The organism is Pseudoalteromonas sp. NZS100_1 (genome assembly GCF_015864285.1).
Classification (GTDB): domain Bacteria; phylum Pseudomonadota; class Gammaproteobacteria; order Enterobacterales; family Alteromonadaceae; genus Pseudoalteromonas; species Pseudoalteromonas arctica.
Map to the genome: position 1 here is coordinate 145,348 of NZ_JADYXN010000008.1, position 17,604 is coordinate 162,951.

The following is a 17,604-nucleotide window of genomic DNA, read 5'->3' on the forward strand; positions in this document are numbered from 1 at the left end:
CTTATACGTAGCGGTTAACAATATTCTCAAGCAGTTCTTGGCGACCAGAAACTTGCTTAGGATCGATGTTGTTCTCGTGTACTAAGGCAGAAAGGCTCTCAAGTGATTGCTCACCATTTAGAATGCTTTGACCTAGGTCTTCTTTCCAACCTGCGTAACGTTTTTCAACAAAGTCAGTTAGCTCGCCACCTTCAATCATCGCTGCTGCATTGAGTAATGCTTTCGCCATCGTATCCATACCACCAATGTGGCCAATGAATAAGTCATCACGTTCACACGATTGACGACGAAGTTTAGTGTCAAAGTTAAAGCCACCCGTTGTAAAACCACCCATTTTTAAAATTTCGTAAACAACAAGCGTACATTCAGCCACATCGTTAGGAAATTGGTCAGTATCCCAACCGTTTTGCATGTCGCCACGGTTAGCGTCAATACTACCCATAATGCCTTCTGCGCAAGCAACTGCAATTTCGTGATGGAAACTATGACCCGCAAGTGTTGCGTGGTTTGCTTCAATGTTTACTTTAATTTCGTCTTGTAAGCCATGCTTATATAAAAAGCCTGCAACCGTTGCTGTATCGTAATCGTATTGGTGCTTAGTTGGCTCTTGTGGTTTTGGCTCAATTAATAATGTGCCTTTAAAACCAATTTTTTTCTTGTGCTCTACAACCATTTTCAAAAAGCGTGCGTACTGTTCGCTTTCTTGTGCAAGGTCTGTATTTAGTAGCGTATCGTAACCTTCACGGCCACCCCAAAGTACGTAGTTTTCGCCGCCTAAACGATGCGTAATTTCCATTGCATGTTTAACCTGTGCCGCTGCGTATGCATACGTATTAGGATTAGGGTTTGTTGCACCACCGGCACAAAAACGCTGATTTGAGAATAAGTTAGCAGTACCCCACAGTAGTTTTACACCTGTGCGCTGCATTTCTTTTTCGATAATGTTAGCTATGTGCGTTACGTTATCGTGGCTTTCTTGTAGTGTTTTGCCTTCAGGGGCAATATCAACATCATGAAAACAAAAGTAAGGAACGCCTAATTTTTCATAAAATTCAAAGGCTACTTTTACTTTTTGTTCAGCAAGTTCTAATTGGTTGCCTACAGGTTGGATCCAAGGACGATCAAATGTACCTTCACCAAAAATATCAAACCCAGTAGAACAAAAGTTATGCCAGTAACAGGCTGCAAAACGTAAATGTTCTTTCATTGTTTTGCCAAGCACTACTTGGTTTTCGTCGTAGTAACGAAATGCAAATGGGTTTTTAGAGTTTTCACCCTCAAATTTAATTTTTTCAACGTTTGTAAAAAATTGCTCGCTCATAATGTGCTCCATTAATTTTATAATAGTGTATTAAAAGTATGTTTTTACACTTTGATAAAGTGCTTTGTATGTTGTGTATTGCTGTGCGTAAAAGTCTTGCATAACTGGGTCTGGCTCAATTATTTGCGTTACTTTGCCGTTAACACACACTTGTTGTGCAGGGAGTTGTTCTACTCCTATACGGGCAAGTCTTGCGGCGCCAAATGCAGGGCCAACTTCTGAGCCTTCTCGGTAAATAAGGGGGCGGTTAAGTACACTTGCGATGATTTTTCCCCACAGTGGACTCTTAGCGCCGCCACCAATAACGGTTACATCGTCAATTTGTGCACCGGCATCAAGCAGTACTTGTTGTCCATCGGCAAAGGCAAAAGCAACGCCCTCGAGTACTGCACGGCCAAGAGCTGCTGCATCGGTATCGCTGTCTAAACCAAAAAATACGCCTTTGGCATCGGGGTTATTATGCGGCGTACGCTCGCCAGTTAAATAAGGTAAAAATATGACTGAGCTTGGTTTGCTAAAATCGCATTTACTTACTTGTTCAAGCAATGCGCTTTCGTTTTTAAAACCGGTTAATTTAGTGACCCAGGTTAAACAGCTCGCTGCGCTTAACACCACTGACATTTGGTGCCAGGTGTTTTCAATGCAATGACAAAAGGTATGTACTGCACCTTCTGGGTTAGGCAGGTATTTTTCGTTGGCAACAAAGTAAACGCCCGAAGTACCTAATGATAAAAACGCTTGCTTTGGTTTTACAACGCCTACACCGGCAGCGCCTGCGGCATTATCGCCACCGCCTGCAACAACAGGTACTTGCTCCATTCCCCATTTAGCAGCCACATCAACGGTTAATTTGCCCGTAATTTGTGTGCCTTCAAAAAGAGTAGGCATGTGTTCCTCTGTTAAGTCGCAAGCGCTAAGCATTTTTTGCGACCATGCTCTTTTTTCTACGTCTAGCCATAATGTGCCTGCTGAGTCAGACATGTCTGATGCAAAATCGCCGGTCATTAAAAAGCGTAGGTAGTCTTTTGGTAACAATACTTTGGCTACTTTGGCAAAATTTGCTGGCTCATGCTCTTTTAACCACACTAATTTTGGTGCAGTAAAACCAGGCATGGCAATGTTGCCGGTAATATTACGAGAATTTGGTTCGCGTTTTTCAAGCTCTACACATTGCGCTGCGCTACGCCCGTCGTTCCATAAAATGGCGGGGCGAATAATATTATTGTTTTTATCAAGTAGTGTTGCGCCATGCATTTGCCCAGAAAGGCCTACTGCCTTTACTGACTTTAGTAATGCAGGGTGAGTATTTTTAAGCTCCTCGATTGCGCTAGATGTAGCAAGCCACCAATCTGCTGGATTTTGTTCAGAAAAAAGGGGGGCCGGGCGTGAAACGCTCAAAGATCCGCTCGCTTGAGCAAGCAATTGGTCTTGCTCGTCTAAAATAATTACTTTTACACCTGAAGTGCCTAAATCGATACCAAGGAACATAAATGTGATGCTTAATGTTGTTTTAGTGTTAGCGCTAACATTAATGATTTGATATTGTTAAGTCAAGCTAGTTTTAAACTATGTTTAACAATTAATTTGCAAGTTTATTGCTTGGTTGTTGGAGTTCACTTAAATTTCTTTTTAAGATCATAAGGAAACACTATGAAAAAAATAAACTGGGGTATCGTTGGTTGTGGCCGAATTGCTGCACAATTTTGTGAAGACTTAGCACATACCAATAATGGTGTTGCGTACGCGGTTGCAGCAAGAAACGGGAGTGATGCAACCGCTTTTGCGAGCAAGTATGGTGCGGCCAATGCCTACGAAGGGTACCAAGCATTATTTGACGATAAAAACGTTGATGTGGTTTACATTGCGACCCCGCATAACTTTCACTTTAAAAATGCCAGCGATGCTATTAAAGCAGGTAAGCATGTATTGTGTGAAAAGCCCATTACGGTTTCGGCTGAAGAGTGTAAGCAGTTGTCTTTACTGGCTAAAAAGCACGACGTATTTTTAATGGAAGCCATGTGGACGTACTTTTTACCAGCAATACAAAAAGCTAAACAATGGGTAGAGCAAGGACGAATAGGCACTATTAAGCATGTTAAAGCCGACTTTGGCTACCCCGTGCCTTTTAATCCCGACGGGCGTGAATACAACCCCGATTTAGCGGGCGGTTGTTTACTTGATATGGGAATTTATCCGCTAGCTATTGCCAATTACTTTTTAAATAACGACCTGGAAAACTTATACGTAAGAGCAAATATTCGCTACAAAGGCGTAGAGGACGATGTACTTATTACGGCTAATTGTGGCGATGTAATGGTGAGCTTAGCAACGTCATTTCAATGTCGGTTAGGTAATGGCGCGTATATTATTGGCGACAAAGGCTATATAAAAATACCCGATGCATTTAGAGCTTATGAGTGCTCTTTGTATGAGCTTGATGACTTAATTGAGCATTTTGAAGATGGGAGGCAGTCACAAGGTTACAGCTTTGAAGCCCAAGAAGTAGGGCGCTTACTGAGCGAAAATAAACGAGAGAGTGACATTATGAGTCACTCTCAAAGTTTACTTTTACAATCGCAAATGGAGCGTATTAAAGCCCTGTTTTAATAGAGCTTTGAATGAGCTTTTAAATGGTTTTATATCAGCTCTAAATCAACTAATAAACTTAACTGGCGGCGATTTATTCGCCGCTAGGTTCGTCATAATTAAAAAATGAAAAGTGAGCTTCTTTATTTTGCCCCGATAAGTCTTGGCACGCCATACCAACAAAAGCACCGGTAAAACACGGGCGATACCCTTGTGGTGATTGCTGTACGTAATCATCAGATAAAATACTGCCATCGAGCACTGGACCAAACTTTATCCAGCAGCTTTTTTCGGTGGCGTAGTAAAACTGCAGCTGAGCGCCATTAAAATCAGCTTTTAAGTAAACAGGTTTGTTTGTTTTAAGCAAAAGCGGTGCAACAGGCGTGCTTGTTTGGTATTTATCGCAGCTTATTATATTTAAATAACGTGGTATGGTTTCATCGCCTACATCGCCGCCGCTTATATGCAAATAGTAGTAATGAGCGGTGTTGTAATAACATACTAGCCCCGCCATTTGCTGAAAACTGCTCGGCGCAAAATCAACGCATGTGCTGCTAACAGTATGATGAGCCTGTACACGCCTGGCAATAAAACTTTGCTGATGCAATGAGCTTAAAGACTCTTTACCTACTAGGGTAAGCGATGCTTTTTGAGTGTTTTTATACACCCAGCTTTTGCACATGGGTATACGCAATGACTGAAAATCAACAGTCAGATCATCGTTACTAAAATCAATATGTGTTGAGGGTTGAGGCTGTGGATTTAGCATTAAACCTTCAACGGGTACGTGTATTCTGGGGGCTTTATTTGTGTGTTTGGCATAAGGCCAGTCATCGTCTTTCCAGATTATTTGCTCAATCCCTGTTTCACGCCCTGTAATGCAGCGGCCACGCTCAGACAGCGGTCTTGATGTTAAAAATACCGTGTACCAATCACCGGTTTGTGTTTGAAAAAAATCTCCATGGCCACATTTTTGTAGCGCATTAATCGGCTCATGTACTGCTGTTATTACAGGGTTGTGTGGGTGTACTTGGTAAGGGCCAAATACGTTTTTAGCACGCGCTACACTAATGCAGTGTTCATACCCAGTGCCACCTTCAGCGGTAATTAAATAGTAGTAATCGCCGCGTTTTAAAATATGTGGGCCTTCAGTGCAACCAAGTTCTGTGCCTGAAAATATAGGTTTAACATCGCCTATTAACTTATTGGTTTTTAGGCAAAGCTCTTGCATCACTATGCCACCAAATAGTGCGTTGTTGCGGTGATCAACCAACATGTTGAGTAAATAACTTTTACCGTCATCATCGTGAAAAATAGACGGATCAAAACCGCTAGAATTTAAGTAAGTCGCTTGTGACCAGTTACCGGTAATATCAGTGGTTGATACAAAATAGTTTGGTGTGTCTTTCCAAGGGCCATCAAAGCTTTTTACATTGGTATATACCAAATAAAAACACCCATTGTTGTAGCTAAGTTGCGCAGCCCATACGCCGCAAGAGTCGGGCACTCCTCGCATATCGAGTTGCTCTACGGTGTTAAGTGCTTGGCCTATAACTCGCCAATTTACTAAATCGGTAGAGTGGTGAATTTGCACACCGCCAAACCATTCAAATGTTGAGGTGGCTATGTAGTAATCATCATCCACTCTGACAATGTTGGGATCTGGATTAAAGCCTCTTAGGATTGGGTTTTGCAGCATGCTCATAATATAGGCCTTATTAAGTTTTTTATATTATTATTTGTGAATATTATAAATTTGTTGTTAGCGCTAACATTTTCAGTGTAGTATAAGACTTTGTCAATAAGTAATCATTTAAAACACGCTGTAAACAATATCAAGCTTCGCAATTATGTATAATGAAAATTAAGAAAGTTAATTATAACAATCAAATGATTGTGAGTAGGTAATAAGAATATGGCCGACCCTAAAAGAGCAAGAATACAAGATGTAGCCGAGCAGGCTGGTGTATCAATGATGACAGTTTCGCGCGTGCTCAACCAAGACAAAAAAGTAAGCGACAAAACCCGCGAAAAAGTAATGGCGGTTGTTGAGCAATTAAACTACAGACCAAACGTGTCTGCTAGGCGTCTTGCTAGTACTAAGTCATTCTTTTTAGGACTGTTGTACGATAACCCAAGTGACTCTTACATAAGCCAGTTTTTATTGGCAGCGCTTAAAAAATGCCGCGCATTGGGCTATCACCTTGTTGTTGACGAAGCGCATACCGATATTGACAAAACAATTGAATCGGTAAAGCAACTTATTGATGTTACACAGGTTGATGGCATGATTTTACTGCCTCCTATGTGCGACAACGAACAGGTTTTAGATGTACTAACTAAAGCAAATGTTCCATTTGTAAGAATAACACCAGATACAAAATTAAATCGCTCCCCTTATATATGCATGGACGATTATCAAGCGGCGTTTGATGTTACAGAGCATTTAATAAATCAAGGGCATAGCAAAATTGCACATATTATTGGCGACACCAAACAAGGTGTAAGCCGTTTGCGTTACCAAGGTTATTTAGATGCGTTGCGTTCTAATAAAATAATAACGCCACCTGAGTATATAGAGCAGGGCAGTTTTACCTATCAATCGGGCATGGAAGCGGCAATAAAATTACTTTCGCTTGATGATAAACCAACAGCTATTTTTGCAGCTAACGATGATATGGCAGCCGCTGTAATCTCAATAGCTCAAAAACAAGGTATTAATATTCCAAGCGAACTCTCGGTTGTTGGCTTTGATGACACGCAACTTGCAACTATAGTTTGGCCAAATATTTCTACGGTAAAACAGCCTATCAATGAAATGGCTGAGCTTGCCATTACGTTACTTGCATCGGGTCAGTATAACGATTTGAGCAATGTAAAAAGCTTAGACTTAAGACATATTTTAGATTTTGAATTAATAGAAAGAGAATCAAGCTCAGCCAATAAAAACAACTAAATAAACGAGTACGCACACCCTTTTGAGCTTCAAAATCTATATAAAATAACAACAACACACAATATGGATACTTATGAACGAGAAAGAAAATGTACTTTTAATAGTACTGGTTTGCTTTGTTGCGACCATTGGCGGGTTTTTATTTGGTTTTGACAGCGGTGTAATTAACGGCACGGTTGATGGACTCCAAACGGCGTTTGGCTCCAGTAGTGCGGGTACGGGATTTAACGTATCAAGCATGCTAATTGGTTGTGCCATTGGTGCGTTTTGCGCAGGTCGATTGGCTGATAAATTTGGTCGGCGTCCAATTTTACTTTTTGCCGCTGCTTTATTTATTATCAGTGCTTGGGGCTCGGGTGTGTCAGTCACATCGTTTGAATTTGTGATTTATCGCATTTTAGGCGGCTTAGCTGTAGGGGCTGCATCGGTTATGACCCCAGCTTATATTAGCGAAATTGCCCCGGCGCGATACAGAGGCACGCTCTCTACACTGCAACAAGTGGCTATTATATTTGGTTTATTTAGCGCATTTGTGAGTAACTATTTTTTAGCCAACACAGCTGGCGGCTCTACGGCTATATTTTGGCTCGACTTTGAAACATGGCGTTGGATGTTTTGGGTTGAGTTATTACCTGCATGCTTGTTTTTAATCGCTTTATTTTTTATCCCCGAAAGCCCGCGATACCTAATTATGGCTGGTAAAAAAGACGCTGCTGCACGTGTTTTATCGTCATTATATGGTGCTGAAACTGCCGCTCTTAAATTAAATGAAATAGCAGAGTCTCTTGCTGGTGATAAACACCAACCTAAATTATCTGATCTCATTGATAAACCTAAAAAACGTTTACGCCCCATTGTTTGGATAGGAATTGGCTTAGCTACATTTCAGCAATTAGTCGGCATTAACGTTGTTTTTTACTACGGCGCGGTGCTTTGGCAAGCGGCAGGCTTTACTGAATCTGACGCGTTACTCATTAATATAATAAGCGGCTTTGTAAGTATTTTAGCGGTGTTTATTACCATGTATTTTATAGACAAAATTGGCAGAAAACCTTTTTTGTTAACCGGCTCAATTGGCATGACAGTGACGCTTTCGGTTATTGTTTATGCCTTTTTAAATGCAGATATTGGCCCAACCGGTAACTTAGAATTAGGTGAGCAGGGCATAGTTGCTTTAATTGCCGCTAACGCTTACGTGTTCTTTTTTAACCTATCGTGGGGCCCTGTAATGTGGGTCATGTTAGGCGAAATGTTCCCTAACCAAATTCGCGGCTCTGGCCTTGCTGTTACCGGTTTTGCCCAGTGGATAGCTAACTTTTTAATTACCTGGTCGTTCCCTGTTATGCTCACCGGTATAGGTTTAGCAGGTGCGTATGGTTTTTACGCATTTTGCGCGTTTGTTTCAGTTATATTTGTATTTAAGTTTTTACACGAAACCAAAGGCAAAGAGCTTGAACAAATGAAAGGGTAGTATTATCCCTTTAATAAGCGCCAAAACTAAAGCAATAGGACTAAAGCAATAGTTTTGGCACTTATTATTAATTTTAAGTCCCAAATATAATTCAAGATCCTTTCCCTTCAATACTTTCATTTGTAAATCCTGTAAATCCTGTAAATCTATTCAATCTCAGTTTTTAGAATTTTATTGTTGGTTAAAATATAGGCAAAGTTTTATTAATTAAACTTTCGAAATTCATATGATTTAAATTTATTAAGTATATGCGAAAGGGCTTTTCTATTTTATTTTCAGAGTGTTTTATGTAATGTAATGCATTATAATTAAGGGCTAGTTCATTAATGCTGTGTTTTTAGAGTGTTATTTGTACAATTAAAAATGGTCAGCAAGTTTTTTTAGTATTAGTTATTAAATAACATCTACCTAATATTTTGTGTTTGTAAAACAAGGAACAATCGTGAAGGGATTTCATAAACAAAAAATATCCAGCTTTCAAATAATAAAAGATAGTTATGGTGGGGAGTTACCAGTAGGTTTAGAATTTGCCCTCCAAAATATTAATGTAGCAGTATTATGTGATTTGGATATCTCCTTGCCTTTCATAGAACAACAAGGGTGTTGCATTACTCAACGTAAATAAAAACATAACTGAAAACCAGCTTTTAAAACAAGCTGCTTACTTTATGCGTAAGGATAAATAAAAAATGCAGGCACAAGTAAAACGCATGAACGAAGTGGGCGATACCGTATTTTTAACACCCACGCCATTGCTCAGCTACGAGGAATTGGTGTTAAAAAGCTTAGGCTCAAATACCTATCGCGGCTTTCATCGTAAAAATAATAATTGCTTAGGCGCCTCACATACCTTTAGAGATGTATTAACTAAAAAGAAGGATTATTTAATACAGGCACTAAATAATCTCACCTCTGAAATGCAATTAAATGAGCTTGCAAACGAGTTATGTAGTGAGCTAAAAATTGAACTGAGTAAAAACATTAAACCTTCGCAATTGCAGTCGTTTAATAAAGTACGAAAGCCCGTTGATATTGTATTTGAGCACTTTGTAGCAATGGGGGAAGACTTTGCACCAGCAAGGAAAATCGCAACACCATGGTTATTTTTACCCCTTGATAGCCAAATATTCCAGTCAGAATTTATATTCACCGCCCAAGAAGCGAAGGCTTTAGGCATTAAGCGTCGCTTTACTTATAAAGATATTGAAACAGCGCAGCACCACGCAGATATACAAAACTTTTTAAAATATGAAGCGGCAAAAATAGGTTTAAACCACCGTATTTATTTTGATTTGGTTTGGAATAAGCGCTTTGAAAGCAACGGCACCAACTTGTTTTTAACCAACCCAAGCCGAAATCGCTAAAGAGCTAAGTGTTCATATATTAAAATTAAAACTAACAGCTGATAGATATTTTTTTATTAATGACTTTAATTATTAAGTAAAAAATAAACTATTAACCACTTATTAAGTAATTACTACCCGTAAACTAAGGGATTAGGAGTAAGGCATGTTTGAAGGATTGTTATTAAACGCTGATTTATTATGGCCAAATGCATGGTTAGGGCGTTCATTTATAATTATTATGGTACTACTTTTTGTATTTGCTGTTGGTTGGGTACTTTTACTAAAGCATAACAGTAAAAAAACAATTAAAAAGGTTGAAGAAATTGTAGCAAAACAAACTACAGAGTCTCTTTACGATAATATTGCTGATATTAGAGATAAAGCTAAATTATCTAATGACAACGTAGTTAAAAACCTTTGGCGTGAGTTTGATGAAAGCTTAGTACTCGATCACCGTGAAAAGGGTGTGTATAACACATTAGACGCAGAGCACTTTTTTAACCCAAGAACGCTTGCCTCGGGTATCACTTCAAATAGATTACTAGCAGCAGCTCCTTCATTTTTAACTGCAATTGGTGTACTCGGTACTTTTTTAGGCTTAACTATGGGCTTAAAAGGGCTGCACATGGAAAGCAACGAAATAGAAGCGCTTAAGGGTGGTATTGCAAGCATGATTAACGGTGCCGCAATGGCATTTGTTACCTCTGTTTGGGGTGTGGGGCTTAGCTTATTACTTAATATTTTTGAAAAAAACACAGAACGCCGAATAATTAAAAAGGTAGTTAAGATTCAGCAGAAAATTGACTTTTTATTCCCTCGTTTACCTGCTGAAAAGTCACTTGTTGATATTTCTAAAAACACCAGTGAAAGTAGTGAAGCGCTGCAAGAATTACATGAGCGTATTGGTGACCGCCTACAAGAAACTATTTCAGGCATGAACAAAGACATGCAGGAGGCCTTTACCAATGCACTTAACAATGTAATGGCACCTGCTATGCAGTCGTTAGTGAGTAATGCCAGCCAACAAACCAGCGGCGTGTTAGAGCATTTAATTAGTAACTTTACCGAAAGCATGCAAGCGGCAGGTAGAGGCCAAGGCGAGCTTATACAAAAGTCGACTGAGCAAATGCACGAGGCAGTAAGTAGCTTGAGCGGGCAAATGAGTGCTGTGCTTGAACAAAGCAGTAAACAAGCTGAGTTAATGGCTGAGCAACAAGCGGGTGCGTCATCGCAATTTAATCACCAACTAGAATCTATGCTGAGCAAAAGCGAAGAGCGCCAGCAGCTTATGGAGCAAAAGCTGTTTACGGCGATTGAATCGCAGCAGCAATCGCAAGCAACGCGTGAAGCAAACCATGTAGATAATTTACAGTCGGTATTAGGTGGTTGGTTAACTGAGCAATCGCAAACACTTAATAAGCTTTCTGACTCGATGGCCCAAGTACAAAGCGCGATGGGCGAATCGAATCGTGGATTTGTTAATGAGCTTTCGAGCCAAAACGAAAAAACAACGGCGCAGCAACAAGCGTTTACCAATGGCCTTGAAACAAGTTTACAAAGCTTTATGCAAAGCTCTGAGCAGCGCCAAAAGGCACTTGAAGAAACGTTTGGCTCATTAATTAGCTGCCAACAGCTTGAAGCCACTAAACGTGATTCAGAGTATCGAGAGCAATTACAAACGCAGTTAGGTAAGTGGCTAGCACAACAAGACCAAATGCTTACCTCGATGACTGATGCAGTAAAACGTACGCAAACGCATATGGATTCGGTTATTGCACAGCATAAAGAAGTTATTGGAGAGCTTAAAGCGGTTGCTGAGTCATCGGCTACAAGTAGCCAAAACTTAAGTAACAGCTCAAACCAAATTGGGGTGTTATCGGGCAATTTAGTTAAAGCAACAGAGTTGTTTGATACGCGCTTAGGAGACATGACCGACACTATTAAAGGTATTTCAGCTCAAAATGATGCATTAGCGAGCCATGTAATTGAACAAGCTAAAGTGCTTAGAGGGCTTGAAACGTCGCTTGTTGCTACAACAGAGCAGTTTGGTAATACAGCAAAGTTAGCTCAAAGTGGCTTTAGTGAAATGAAAACGCATCAAATAGAGTTTATAAGTGGTGTTGAGGCGTCTTTTGAGGGGCTAAGTAATACGTTAGCTAAGCAAGTATCGGATATTGAAAAGCAAACGAATGAGTGGCTACGCAGCTATTCATCAGAAGTAAATACCCAAGTTAAAGAACGCATGGAAACCTGGAATACCACAACCCTTGAGTTTGGTGACCAGATGCGCCGAACAGTGAGCTCTATTTCTGATTTAGTGGATGAATTGGAGCGTAGCTAATGCGGATATTTAGAAGCAGCCAAGTAAATGTTGATGAAGAAAACCCGTATTGGATGTCGTTTTCGGATATTTTGTCGGGCTTACTTATTTTATTTGTTTTAGCGTCTGTTGTGTTGATGGTTGAGCTTATGGAAGCCAAACAAGAGCTTGAAAATAAGCAACAAGCATTTACCCAAGAGCTAGAAATGCTGCACATGGCTGAGGGTGTTCGTAAAACTATATTACACGAAGCCGCTGAGTTACTGCGTAAGCGAGGTATACAAGTTACTGTAAGCGAAAATGAAACGGTATTAAGTATTCCTAACGATATTTTAGGATTTGATAGCGCTGCATTTAATATAAGTCCGCAGTTTGAAGACACTGCACTTGAAATTGGTGAGGTGCTAGCTGAGGTTATAAATAAAGATAACCGCGAGCAATTTCTCGATACTATTTTTATTGAAGGGCACACCGATAGTAAAAACTTTAACGGTATGCTGGGTAAAGGTAATTGGGGCTTATCGACCTTCAGGGCGATTTCGTTATGGGAGCTTTGGAGTAAGTTACTGCCAAGCCAACATGATTTAGCAGATATTACTAACAAAGAAGGTAACCCGCTTTTTTCGGTTAGTGGTTATGCGGCAACAAGGCGCATGGTTGTTGAAGAGCTAACAGAAAGTGATTTTAGGTCTAACAGAAGAATAGACATACGTTTTACTATTCGCAGACCCACTAGTGCAGAATATGAAACGGTAAGAAGTCGTTTGGAGATGCCTTAATTATGTTGCTTTTACCTCCTATTCCTCAGCTTTCAGAATTTAGCTGGGAGCGATTTTCACAGCAGTGGAATAGCCTGACTTTACAAACAAAGAAAATTGCCGACGGTGCAGGGCAAGGCGAAGAATTTAAAGCGCTTGAGCAACAGGTAAGGCAATGTGTATTAAGTAGGGATATTACACAATTAAAAAATACGCTGCTTAAACGCAAAGGTGTGCGTGTTTTAACTCAGTTATGGATTGATAAAGAAGACGTAAGAAAAGGCTCATTAAACGAAGAAACAATAGATTACATTCAAGCTAAACATCCCAAACTTGGTATGTCGTCGTTAATGAATTTAATTTCGTTAGTTTATCGTTATTTTGATGTATTGGTTGATGGCAATATTTTTAATCGATTAACGCAGTGGCTTAACCAGCAAATAGAGCAACGTTTAAAAGATCGCAAAAATACAAGTGACACAATTTTGTCTGTGCTTAATCAGGCTAAATGGCTGTTTGATTTAACAGCTCCTAAGGCTTTGGTTAACCTTGCCAAACAAAACCACTTAGACTTAAACGAACAATTAAAAAAACTACGCTTAAACGAGCTGCCGCAAGGGCGTTTTTTAGATAATTGCCACGCGCAATATTACCTGGATACACTGAAAGAAATTCCTGTTGGTGAACAACATGATGTTTTGTACGAGTTATTAAAACAAGATGTTGCCACAATGCCTTTTGAAGAAGGTAAACGAATAGGGCACATAGCGCTTGAAATTATTATTGACCGCTCTGCTGGCGCACCAAGTGAAATATGGCAAAACTTTGTATTGAATTTAGCTGGCGACCCGCGTATTGCTAATACAGCTACAAATTACCGCCAGTGGTGGAAGCCCATTGGTGAGAGTAGAGTAAAAGCAGTAACAAGTTGGCTTGCCAAAGAAGACTTGCGGTTATTTTTAGGCGCTATTGAAGAGTACGCAAATTACACCGGCGATGAAGCGTTAAATAGAATGTTTCCTGCACGTAAGCGTTTTTTAGAAGGGCTTTATGATCATGGTTTTGTGCGTAACACGCGGCTAATGCTTGGTACAAATGCTGCGAAGACAGTTAAGACCCTGTTGGGGAATAATTTGAATATTAATTATATAAATTTAATTGGCTCCCAAGAAACTCATACCTCAATTATTTATTTAGATTGTGGTGACTTTCATATTGTTGAAGGTTCTCATGAGTTTAAACTTTGGATATATATGGGGCTACCAAGTGAAAAGCTCATAGATTATACGCTTAGTGAATTGACCAGATCAGACCTAATCCATCGTTTTCCTCGAGAGTTTAGAACTACATATCCTAATAATAATTATAAGGACATAACTCATTCGCCTACAACTTGGCAAAACAGAGCGATAGAGTTTTTAACTGAAAACGGTGTTGAACTCGATTTAGAAAAGCTTTTTTACAAAGATGAGTATAGAAATTACGTAAGCCGTTATGGATTACCAGTTGTTAGAAGAAACATTGAAGAAAAGAATCTTTTAGAAATTAACTTATTAAAAGCTCTACAACTTAACCAGCCTATTAAAGCTAAAGAGTTGGTTAAGGTTTTAGATAATATGTTTAACATAAAAGTCGAGCGTTCGGTAGTTAACTCTAAACTTTATACAATGTTATCAGAAAATAAAGTTATCAGAGATGATGATTTTTATTGGTATTTAGTTGACTGACTGAGTAAGTTGTAAGTTAGGAATATTTAAAGGGAATTAATACATATATGTCACTTGTTAGTTTGATAAAAGGGCTTTTGCCTAACAATAAAAATATTCATTTATCAGATGATAGATACTCCTTAGTGTATGACTCGTATGGCGTTAATTTTGCCACTGATGAAGCATCATTCCACTGCCTTAACAAAGGTGAGGGCGGAGGTAGCCAGCTTATTCAGCATGTTGTACTCAAAATGCTACAAGAGCGAGACATTGCACAGTCTATCCCTAATGGCTTTAGACTAGACAGTGAACAAGCATGTTTATTAGACCCCGAAGATACAGACGTTTTAGGGCTACCGCCTTTTTTTAATAACGACTTTGACGTTGATATTCAAGGTAGAACAACTAAAAGTAGCTTTACGCTGCAGTTGTTTGCAAAGCTAGAACATCAAAAATACCCAGTAAAAAGAAAAGGCCCAATACTCGCTTTTAGCGAGCACTCTCAGTTTTTAATGAAGCCTGAGCAGCTTAATGCTGTTTTGGCCGTAGAAGAGCACTCTTCACTTAAACCTGATGAGCGTACTGAACTGAACAATGTGTTGGCTGTAGCTAAGTTACAGCAAGCAGTTAAAGATGGATTGGTACTTGATTTAAAACATTTTGATAAGTTTGATTTAGTACAGCCAGAACAAATTACAGTAACAGCAAATCAAAACGCAGATGGTAGTTTAGAGCTTACTCCAAGCTTTGGAGATGGTTCCTCATCTGAAGACTTACAAAATCGTTTAGCTCAGCTACAGGCCGACGGGCAAGTAATGCGAATAAAAGACCGCATTGTTTTATTGACTGACGATAAAAAACAAGCCGTTAAAGAAGTACTTCAAAATAGAACCATTCCTGCACATAAAGTTGCCGAGTTTATCAAAACCCCTTCAGCTTTTTTAGATGCGTCGATTCTTAACCTCGATCTTGGGTTTTCTCTTAGAGTTGCTGGTATTGGCAAGATGGTACACATTCCTTTTGGGCAGGACAGCGATGGCAGCAATGGTTGGTTTTCGACTAATGCAGACAGTGAGCCGACAGAGCGATTGGTTAAGTTACTTGAGTGCGAGGAAGATGTTGTATCGTTTGAGAAAAGTTACCAGCAAGCTAAAGGGCAAAATGCCGATAGTGTCATTGTTGATGATGAGCTAATTGATATACGAGATGAAAAGCGGGTTAGTGAAACGCTTGCAGAAGTAAGAGAAAATTTAGCAAATCCATCTCATAACTCTGACATACCTAAAACTGATGATTTACCAGTTAAAAAAGAACAAGTCTCTTTACTGCTTAAAGATAGCGAAGAACACAATAAAGATATTGTTGATAAAGTTTCACAGCTTGATAAAGATATTAGCTTTGACCGGACTAATTTGGCGCGAACTCCTTTTCCGCATCAGGAGTCAGGAATTACCTGGATGTTGTCGTTACTTCAATCAGCGCAATTGGATAATCATGATGATATGTATAGGGTGCAAGGGGCTTTACTGGCGGATGATATGGGGCTTGGTAAAACGTATATGACGTTAGTTATGCTGGCTGAGTATTTATCAATACAAAAGCAAAATGATAAATCCGAAAAACCAATCTTAATAGTGGCTCCGCTTAGTTTATTAGAAAACTGGGAACAAGAGATTGCAGTAACGTTTAATGACTCACCATTTAGAGATATTAAGGTATTACAGTCAGCTAGGGATTTAAATGAGTTTAAGGTTAAAGGCGCTGAAAGAGAGTCTATGCAGCTGACGAGCGTGATTGATGACTCACATGCTGATCATAAATCTATTCGCTACGCGTTGAACGTGGGTGCTGATGCAGCTACAAAGCGCTTAGATATGGATAGGCGTGTTGTTATTACTACCTATCAGACATTACGTGATTACCAGTTTTCTTTGTGCGTGATTGATTGGGGAGTTGTGGTGTTTGATGAAGCTCAAAATATTAAAAATCCGAATACGCAAGCTACACGCGCAGCTAAAGGTTTAAAAGCTGATTTTAAGTTATTGGCAACGGGCACCCCTGTTGAAAACAGTTTAAGCGAGTTTTGGTGCTTAATGGATACAGCGCAGCCTGGGTTATTAGGTGATTGGGGTTATTTTAGAGAGCGCTGGATTAAGCCAATAAGCAGTGCTAATGAAGAAGAAAAAGCAGAGGTACGCTTAGAAGTCGGTACTGATTTAAGAAATGCGGTTGGGCAGTTTATGTTACGCCGAACCAAAGAAGATGAGCTAACTGGAATGCCGGCTAAAACAATAAAAACAGGTATTCATAAAAATCTTGCAGACAACATGGCATTTGCACCAGAGCTTGCGCGTAATATGACAGGTGGCCAGTTACTTGGCTATAACCAAATTGTAAAAGATTACAGGCAAGAGAAAGCAAAAGAACAGGGCGGTGGGCATGCTTTAACAGTATTACAAAAATTAAGAGCTGTTAGCTTGCACCCAAGGCTTGATGAAGTTTTTAAACAGCCACCTAATAATGCCAAAGAGGCACAGCGTAATCTACAAGAGTCTGAAAAGTTACGTATGTTGTTAGATATATTGTCAGATATAAAAAACAAACAAGAGAAGGTAATTATTTTTGCGACAACTAAAAAGCTCCAGGCTGTTCTTAAAATATGCTTAGACAAAATTTATGAGCTAAATATCCATGTTATTAACGGTGATAGTAAAGCGATTGCTACAAAAAAAGATCAGCTGTCTCGTAAAGGAATGATCACTGACTTTGAAGCACAAGAAGGTTTTAACATTATAATTATGTCGCCTGTAGCGGCAGGCGTTGGCTTAACGGTTGTTGGTGCAAACCATGTAGTGCACTTAGAGCGCCACTGGAACCCCGCAAAAGAGGCTCAAGCTACCGACCGTGTTTATCGTATTGGTCAAAAAAAGCCTGTATTTATTCACTTACCCTGCCTTTTACATCCAGAATATGATTCGTTTGATGTGAACTTAGACAAGCTACTCGCAAAGAAAACCATGCTAAGGGACGCTGTAGTAACGCCTGAAGTTGTGAGTGAGCATGAGCTAATGTCGTCAATGGGGTTGAGAGGTTAAGTGGCATTGAGGATGAGCTTGCTACTTTGCAAGCTTGTGAAA

The 17,604-nt window shown here is 39.6% G+C and carries 12 protein-coding genes; 9 read left to right on the forward strand and 3 right to left on the reverse strand.

Annotation, left to right across the window (positions count from 1 at the left end; translation table 11 throughout):
- Position 1: 1 nt before the first annotated feature.
- Together xylA and xylB are read right to left on the reverse strand one after the other, a co-directional pair.
- Positions 2–1,321 (reverse strand): xylose isomerase, encoded by a 1,320-nt coding sequence (gene xylA, locus I6F66_RS07980; protein WP_007375167.1) that lies wholly within the window; start codon positions 1,319–1,321, stop codon positions 2–4.
- A 30-nt stretch (positions 1,322–1,351) separates the two neighbouring features.
- Positions 1,352–2,809: a xylulokinase gene (gene xylB, locus I6F66_RS07985; protein ID WP_197209058.1), complete on the reverse strand. Its 1,458-nt coding sequence runs from the start codon at positions 2,807–2,809 to the stop codon at positions 1,352–1,354.
- A 162-nt stretch (positions 2,810–2,971) separates the two neighbouring features.
- On the opposite strand from xylB, the gene I6F66_RS07990 reads away from it, so the two are divergent.
- Positions 2,972–3,928, forward strand: coding sequence for a Gfo/Idh/MocA family protein (locus I6F66_RS07990; protein ID WP_197209059.1), 957 nt, complete (start codon positions 2,972–2,974; stop codon positions 3,926–3,928).
- A gap of 73 nt (positions 3,929–4,001) precedes the next feature.
- On the opposite strand, the gene I6F66_RS07995 is transcribed toward I6F66_RS07990, so the two are convergent.
- Positions 4,002–5,612 carry a glycoside hydrolase family 43 protein gene (locus I6F66_RS07995; RefSeq protein ID WP_197209060.1) on the reverse strand — a complete coding sequence of 537 codons (1,611 nt, stop codon included), beginning with the start codon at positions 5,610–5,612 and terminating at the stop codon, positions 4,002–4,004.
- Between the two features lie 210 nt (positions 5,613–5,822).
- Here I6F66_RS07995 and I6F66_RS08000 point away from each other — a divergent pair, with 210 nt between their 5' ends.
- From I6F66_RS08000 to I6F66_RS08035, 8 genes are all read left to right on the forward strand, one after another.
- Positions 5,823–6,863, forward strand: coding sequence for a LacI family DNA-binding transcriptional regulator (locus I6F66_RS08000; RefSeq protein ID WP_165727822.1), 1,041 nt, complete (start codon positions 5,823–5,825; stop codon positions 6,861–6,863).
- A gap of 61 nt (positions 6,864–6,924) precedes the next feature.
- Positions 6,925–8,334, forward strand: coding sequence for a sugar porter family MFS transporter (locus tag I6F66_RS08005; protein WP_368668194.1), 1,410 nt, complete (start codon positions 6,925–6,927; stop codon positions 8,332–8,334).
- A gap of 442 nt (positions 8,335–8,776) precedes the next feature.
- Positions 8,777–8,959 (forward strand): hypothetical protein, encoded by a 183-nt coding sequence (locus I6F66_RS08010; protein WP_197209062.1) that lies wholly within the window; start codon positions 8,777–8,779, stop codon positions 8,957–8,959.
- Positions 8,960–9,023: 64 nt separating this feature from the next.
- The gene (locus tag I6F66_RS08015; RefSeq protein ID WP_197209063.1) at positions 9,024–9,698 is read left to right on the forward strand and encodes a hypothetical protein; all 675 of its coding nucleotides are present in this window, start codon (positions 9,024–9,026) and stop codon (positions 9,696–9,698) included.
- Between the two features lie 145 nt (positions 9,699–9,843).
- Positions 9,844–12,021, forward strand: coding sequence for an anti-phage ZorAB system protein ZorA (gene zorA / locus I6F66_RS08020; RefSeq protein WP_197209064.1), 2,178 nt, complete (start codon positions 9,844–9,846; stop codon positions 12,019–12,021).
- Positions 12,021–12,779, forward strand: coding sequence for an OmpA family protein (locus I6F66_RS08025; protein ID WP_197209065.1), 759 nt, complete (start codon positions 12,021–12,023; stop codon positions 12,777–12,779). Before zorA ends, I6F66_RS08025 begins: the two co-directional genes overlap by 1 nt.
- Before the next feature lie 2 nt (positions 12,780–12,781).
- Positions 12,782–14,485, forward strand: coding sequence for an EH signature domain-containing protein (locus tag I6F66_RS08030; RefSeq protein WP_197209066.1), 1,704 nt, complete (start codon positions 12,782–12,784; stop codon positions 14,483–14,485).
- A gap of 47 nt (positions 14,486–14,532) precedes the next feature.
- Positions 14,533–17,562 carry a DEAD/DEAH box helicase gene (locus tag I6F66_RS08035; RefSeq protein ID WP_197209067.1) on the forward strand — a complete coding sequence of 1,010 codons (3,030 nt, stop codon included), beginning with the start codon at positions 14,533–14,535 and terminating at the stop codon, positions 17,560–17,562.
- Positions 17,563–17,604 lie beyond the last annotated feature (42 nt).

Excerpts from the sequence above, each read along its gene's own strand:
- xylB (WP_197209058.1), bottom strand. The coding sequence starts at position 2,809 with ATGTTCCTTGGTATCGATTTAGGCACTTCAGGTGTAAAAGTAATTATT.
- I6F66_RS08030 (WP_197209066.1), top strand. The coding sequence starts at position 12,782 with ATGTTGCTTTTACCTCCTATTCCTCAGCTTTCAGAATTTAGCTGGGAG.
- I6F66_RS08035 (WP_197209067.1), top strand. The coding sequence starts at position 14,533 with ATGTCACTTGTTAGTTTGATAAAAGGGCTTTTGCCTAACAATAAAAAT.
- I6F66_RS07990 (WP_197209059.1), top strand. The coding sequence starts at position 2,972 with ATGAAAAAAATAAACTGGGGTATCGTTGGTTGTGGCCGAATTGCTGCA.
- I6F66_RS08015 (WP_197209063.1), top strand. The coding sequence starts at position 9,024 with ATGCAGGCACAAGTAAAACGCATGAACGAAGTGGGCGATACCGTATTT.
- I6F66_RS08025 (WP_197209065.1), top strand. The coding sequence starts at position 12,021 with ATGCGGATATTTAGAAGCAGCCAAGTAAATGTTGATGAAGAAAACCCG.
- I6F66_RS08000 (WP_165727822.1), top strand. The coding sequence starts at position 5,823 with ATGGCCGACCCTAAAAGAGCAAGAATACAAGATGTAGCCGAGCAGGCT.
- zorA (WP_197209064.1), top strand. The coding sequence starts at position 9,844 with ATGTTTGAAGGATTGTTATTAAACGCTGATTTATTATGGCCAAATGCA.
- xylA (WP_007375167.1), bottom strand. The coding sequence starts at position 1,321 with ATGAGCGAGCAATTTTTTACAAACGTTGAAAAAATTAAATTTGAGGGT.
- I6F66_RS07995 (WP_197209060.1), bottom strand. The coding sequence starts at position 5,612 with ATGAGCATGCTGCAAAACCCAATCCTAAGAGGCTTTAATCCAGATCCC.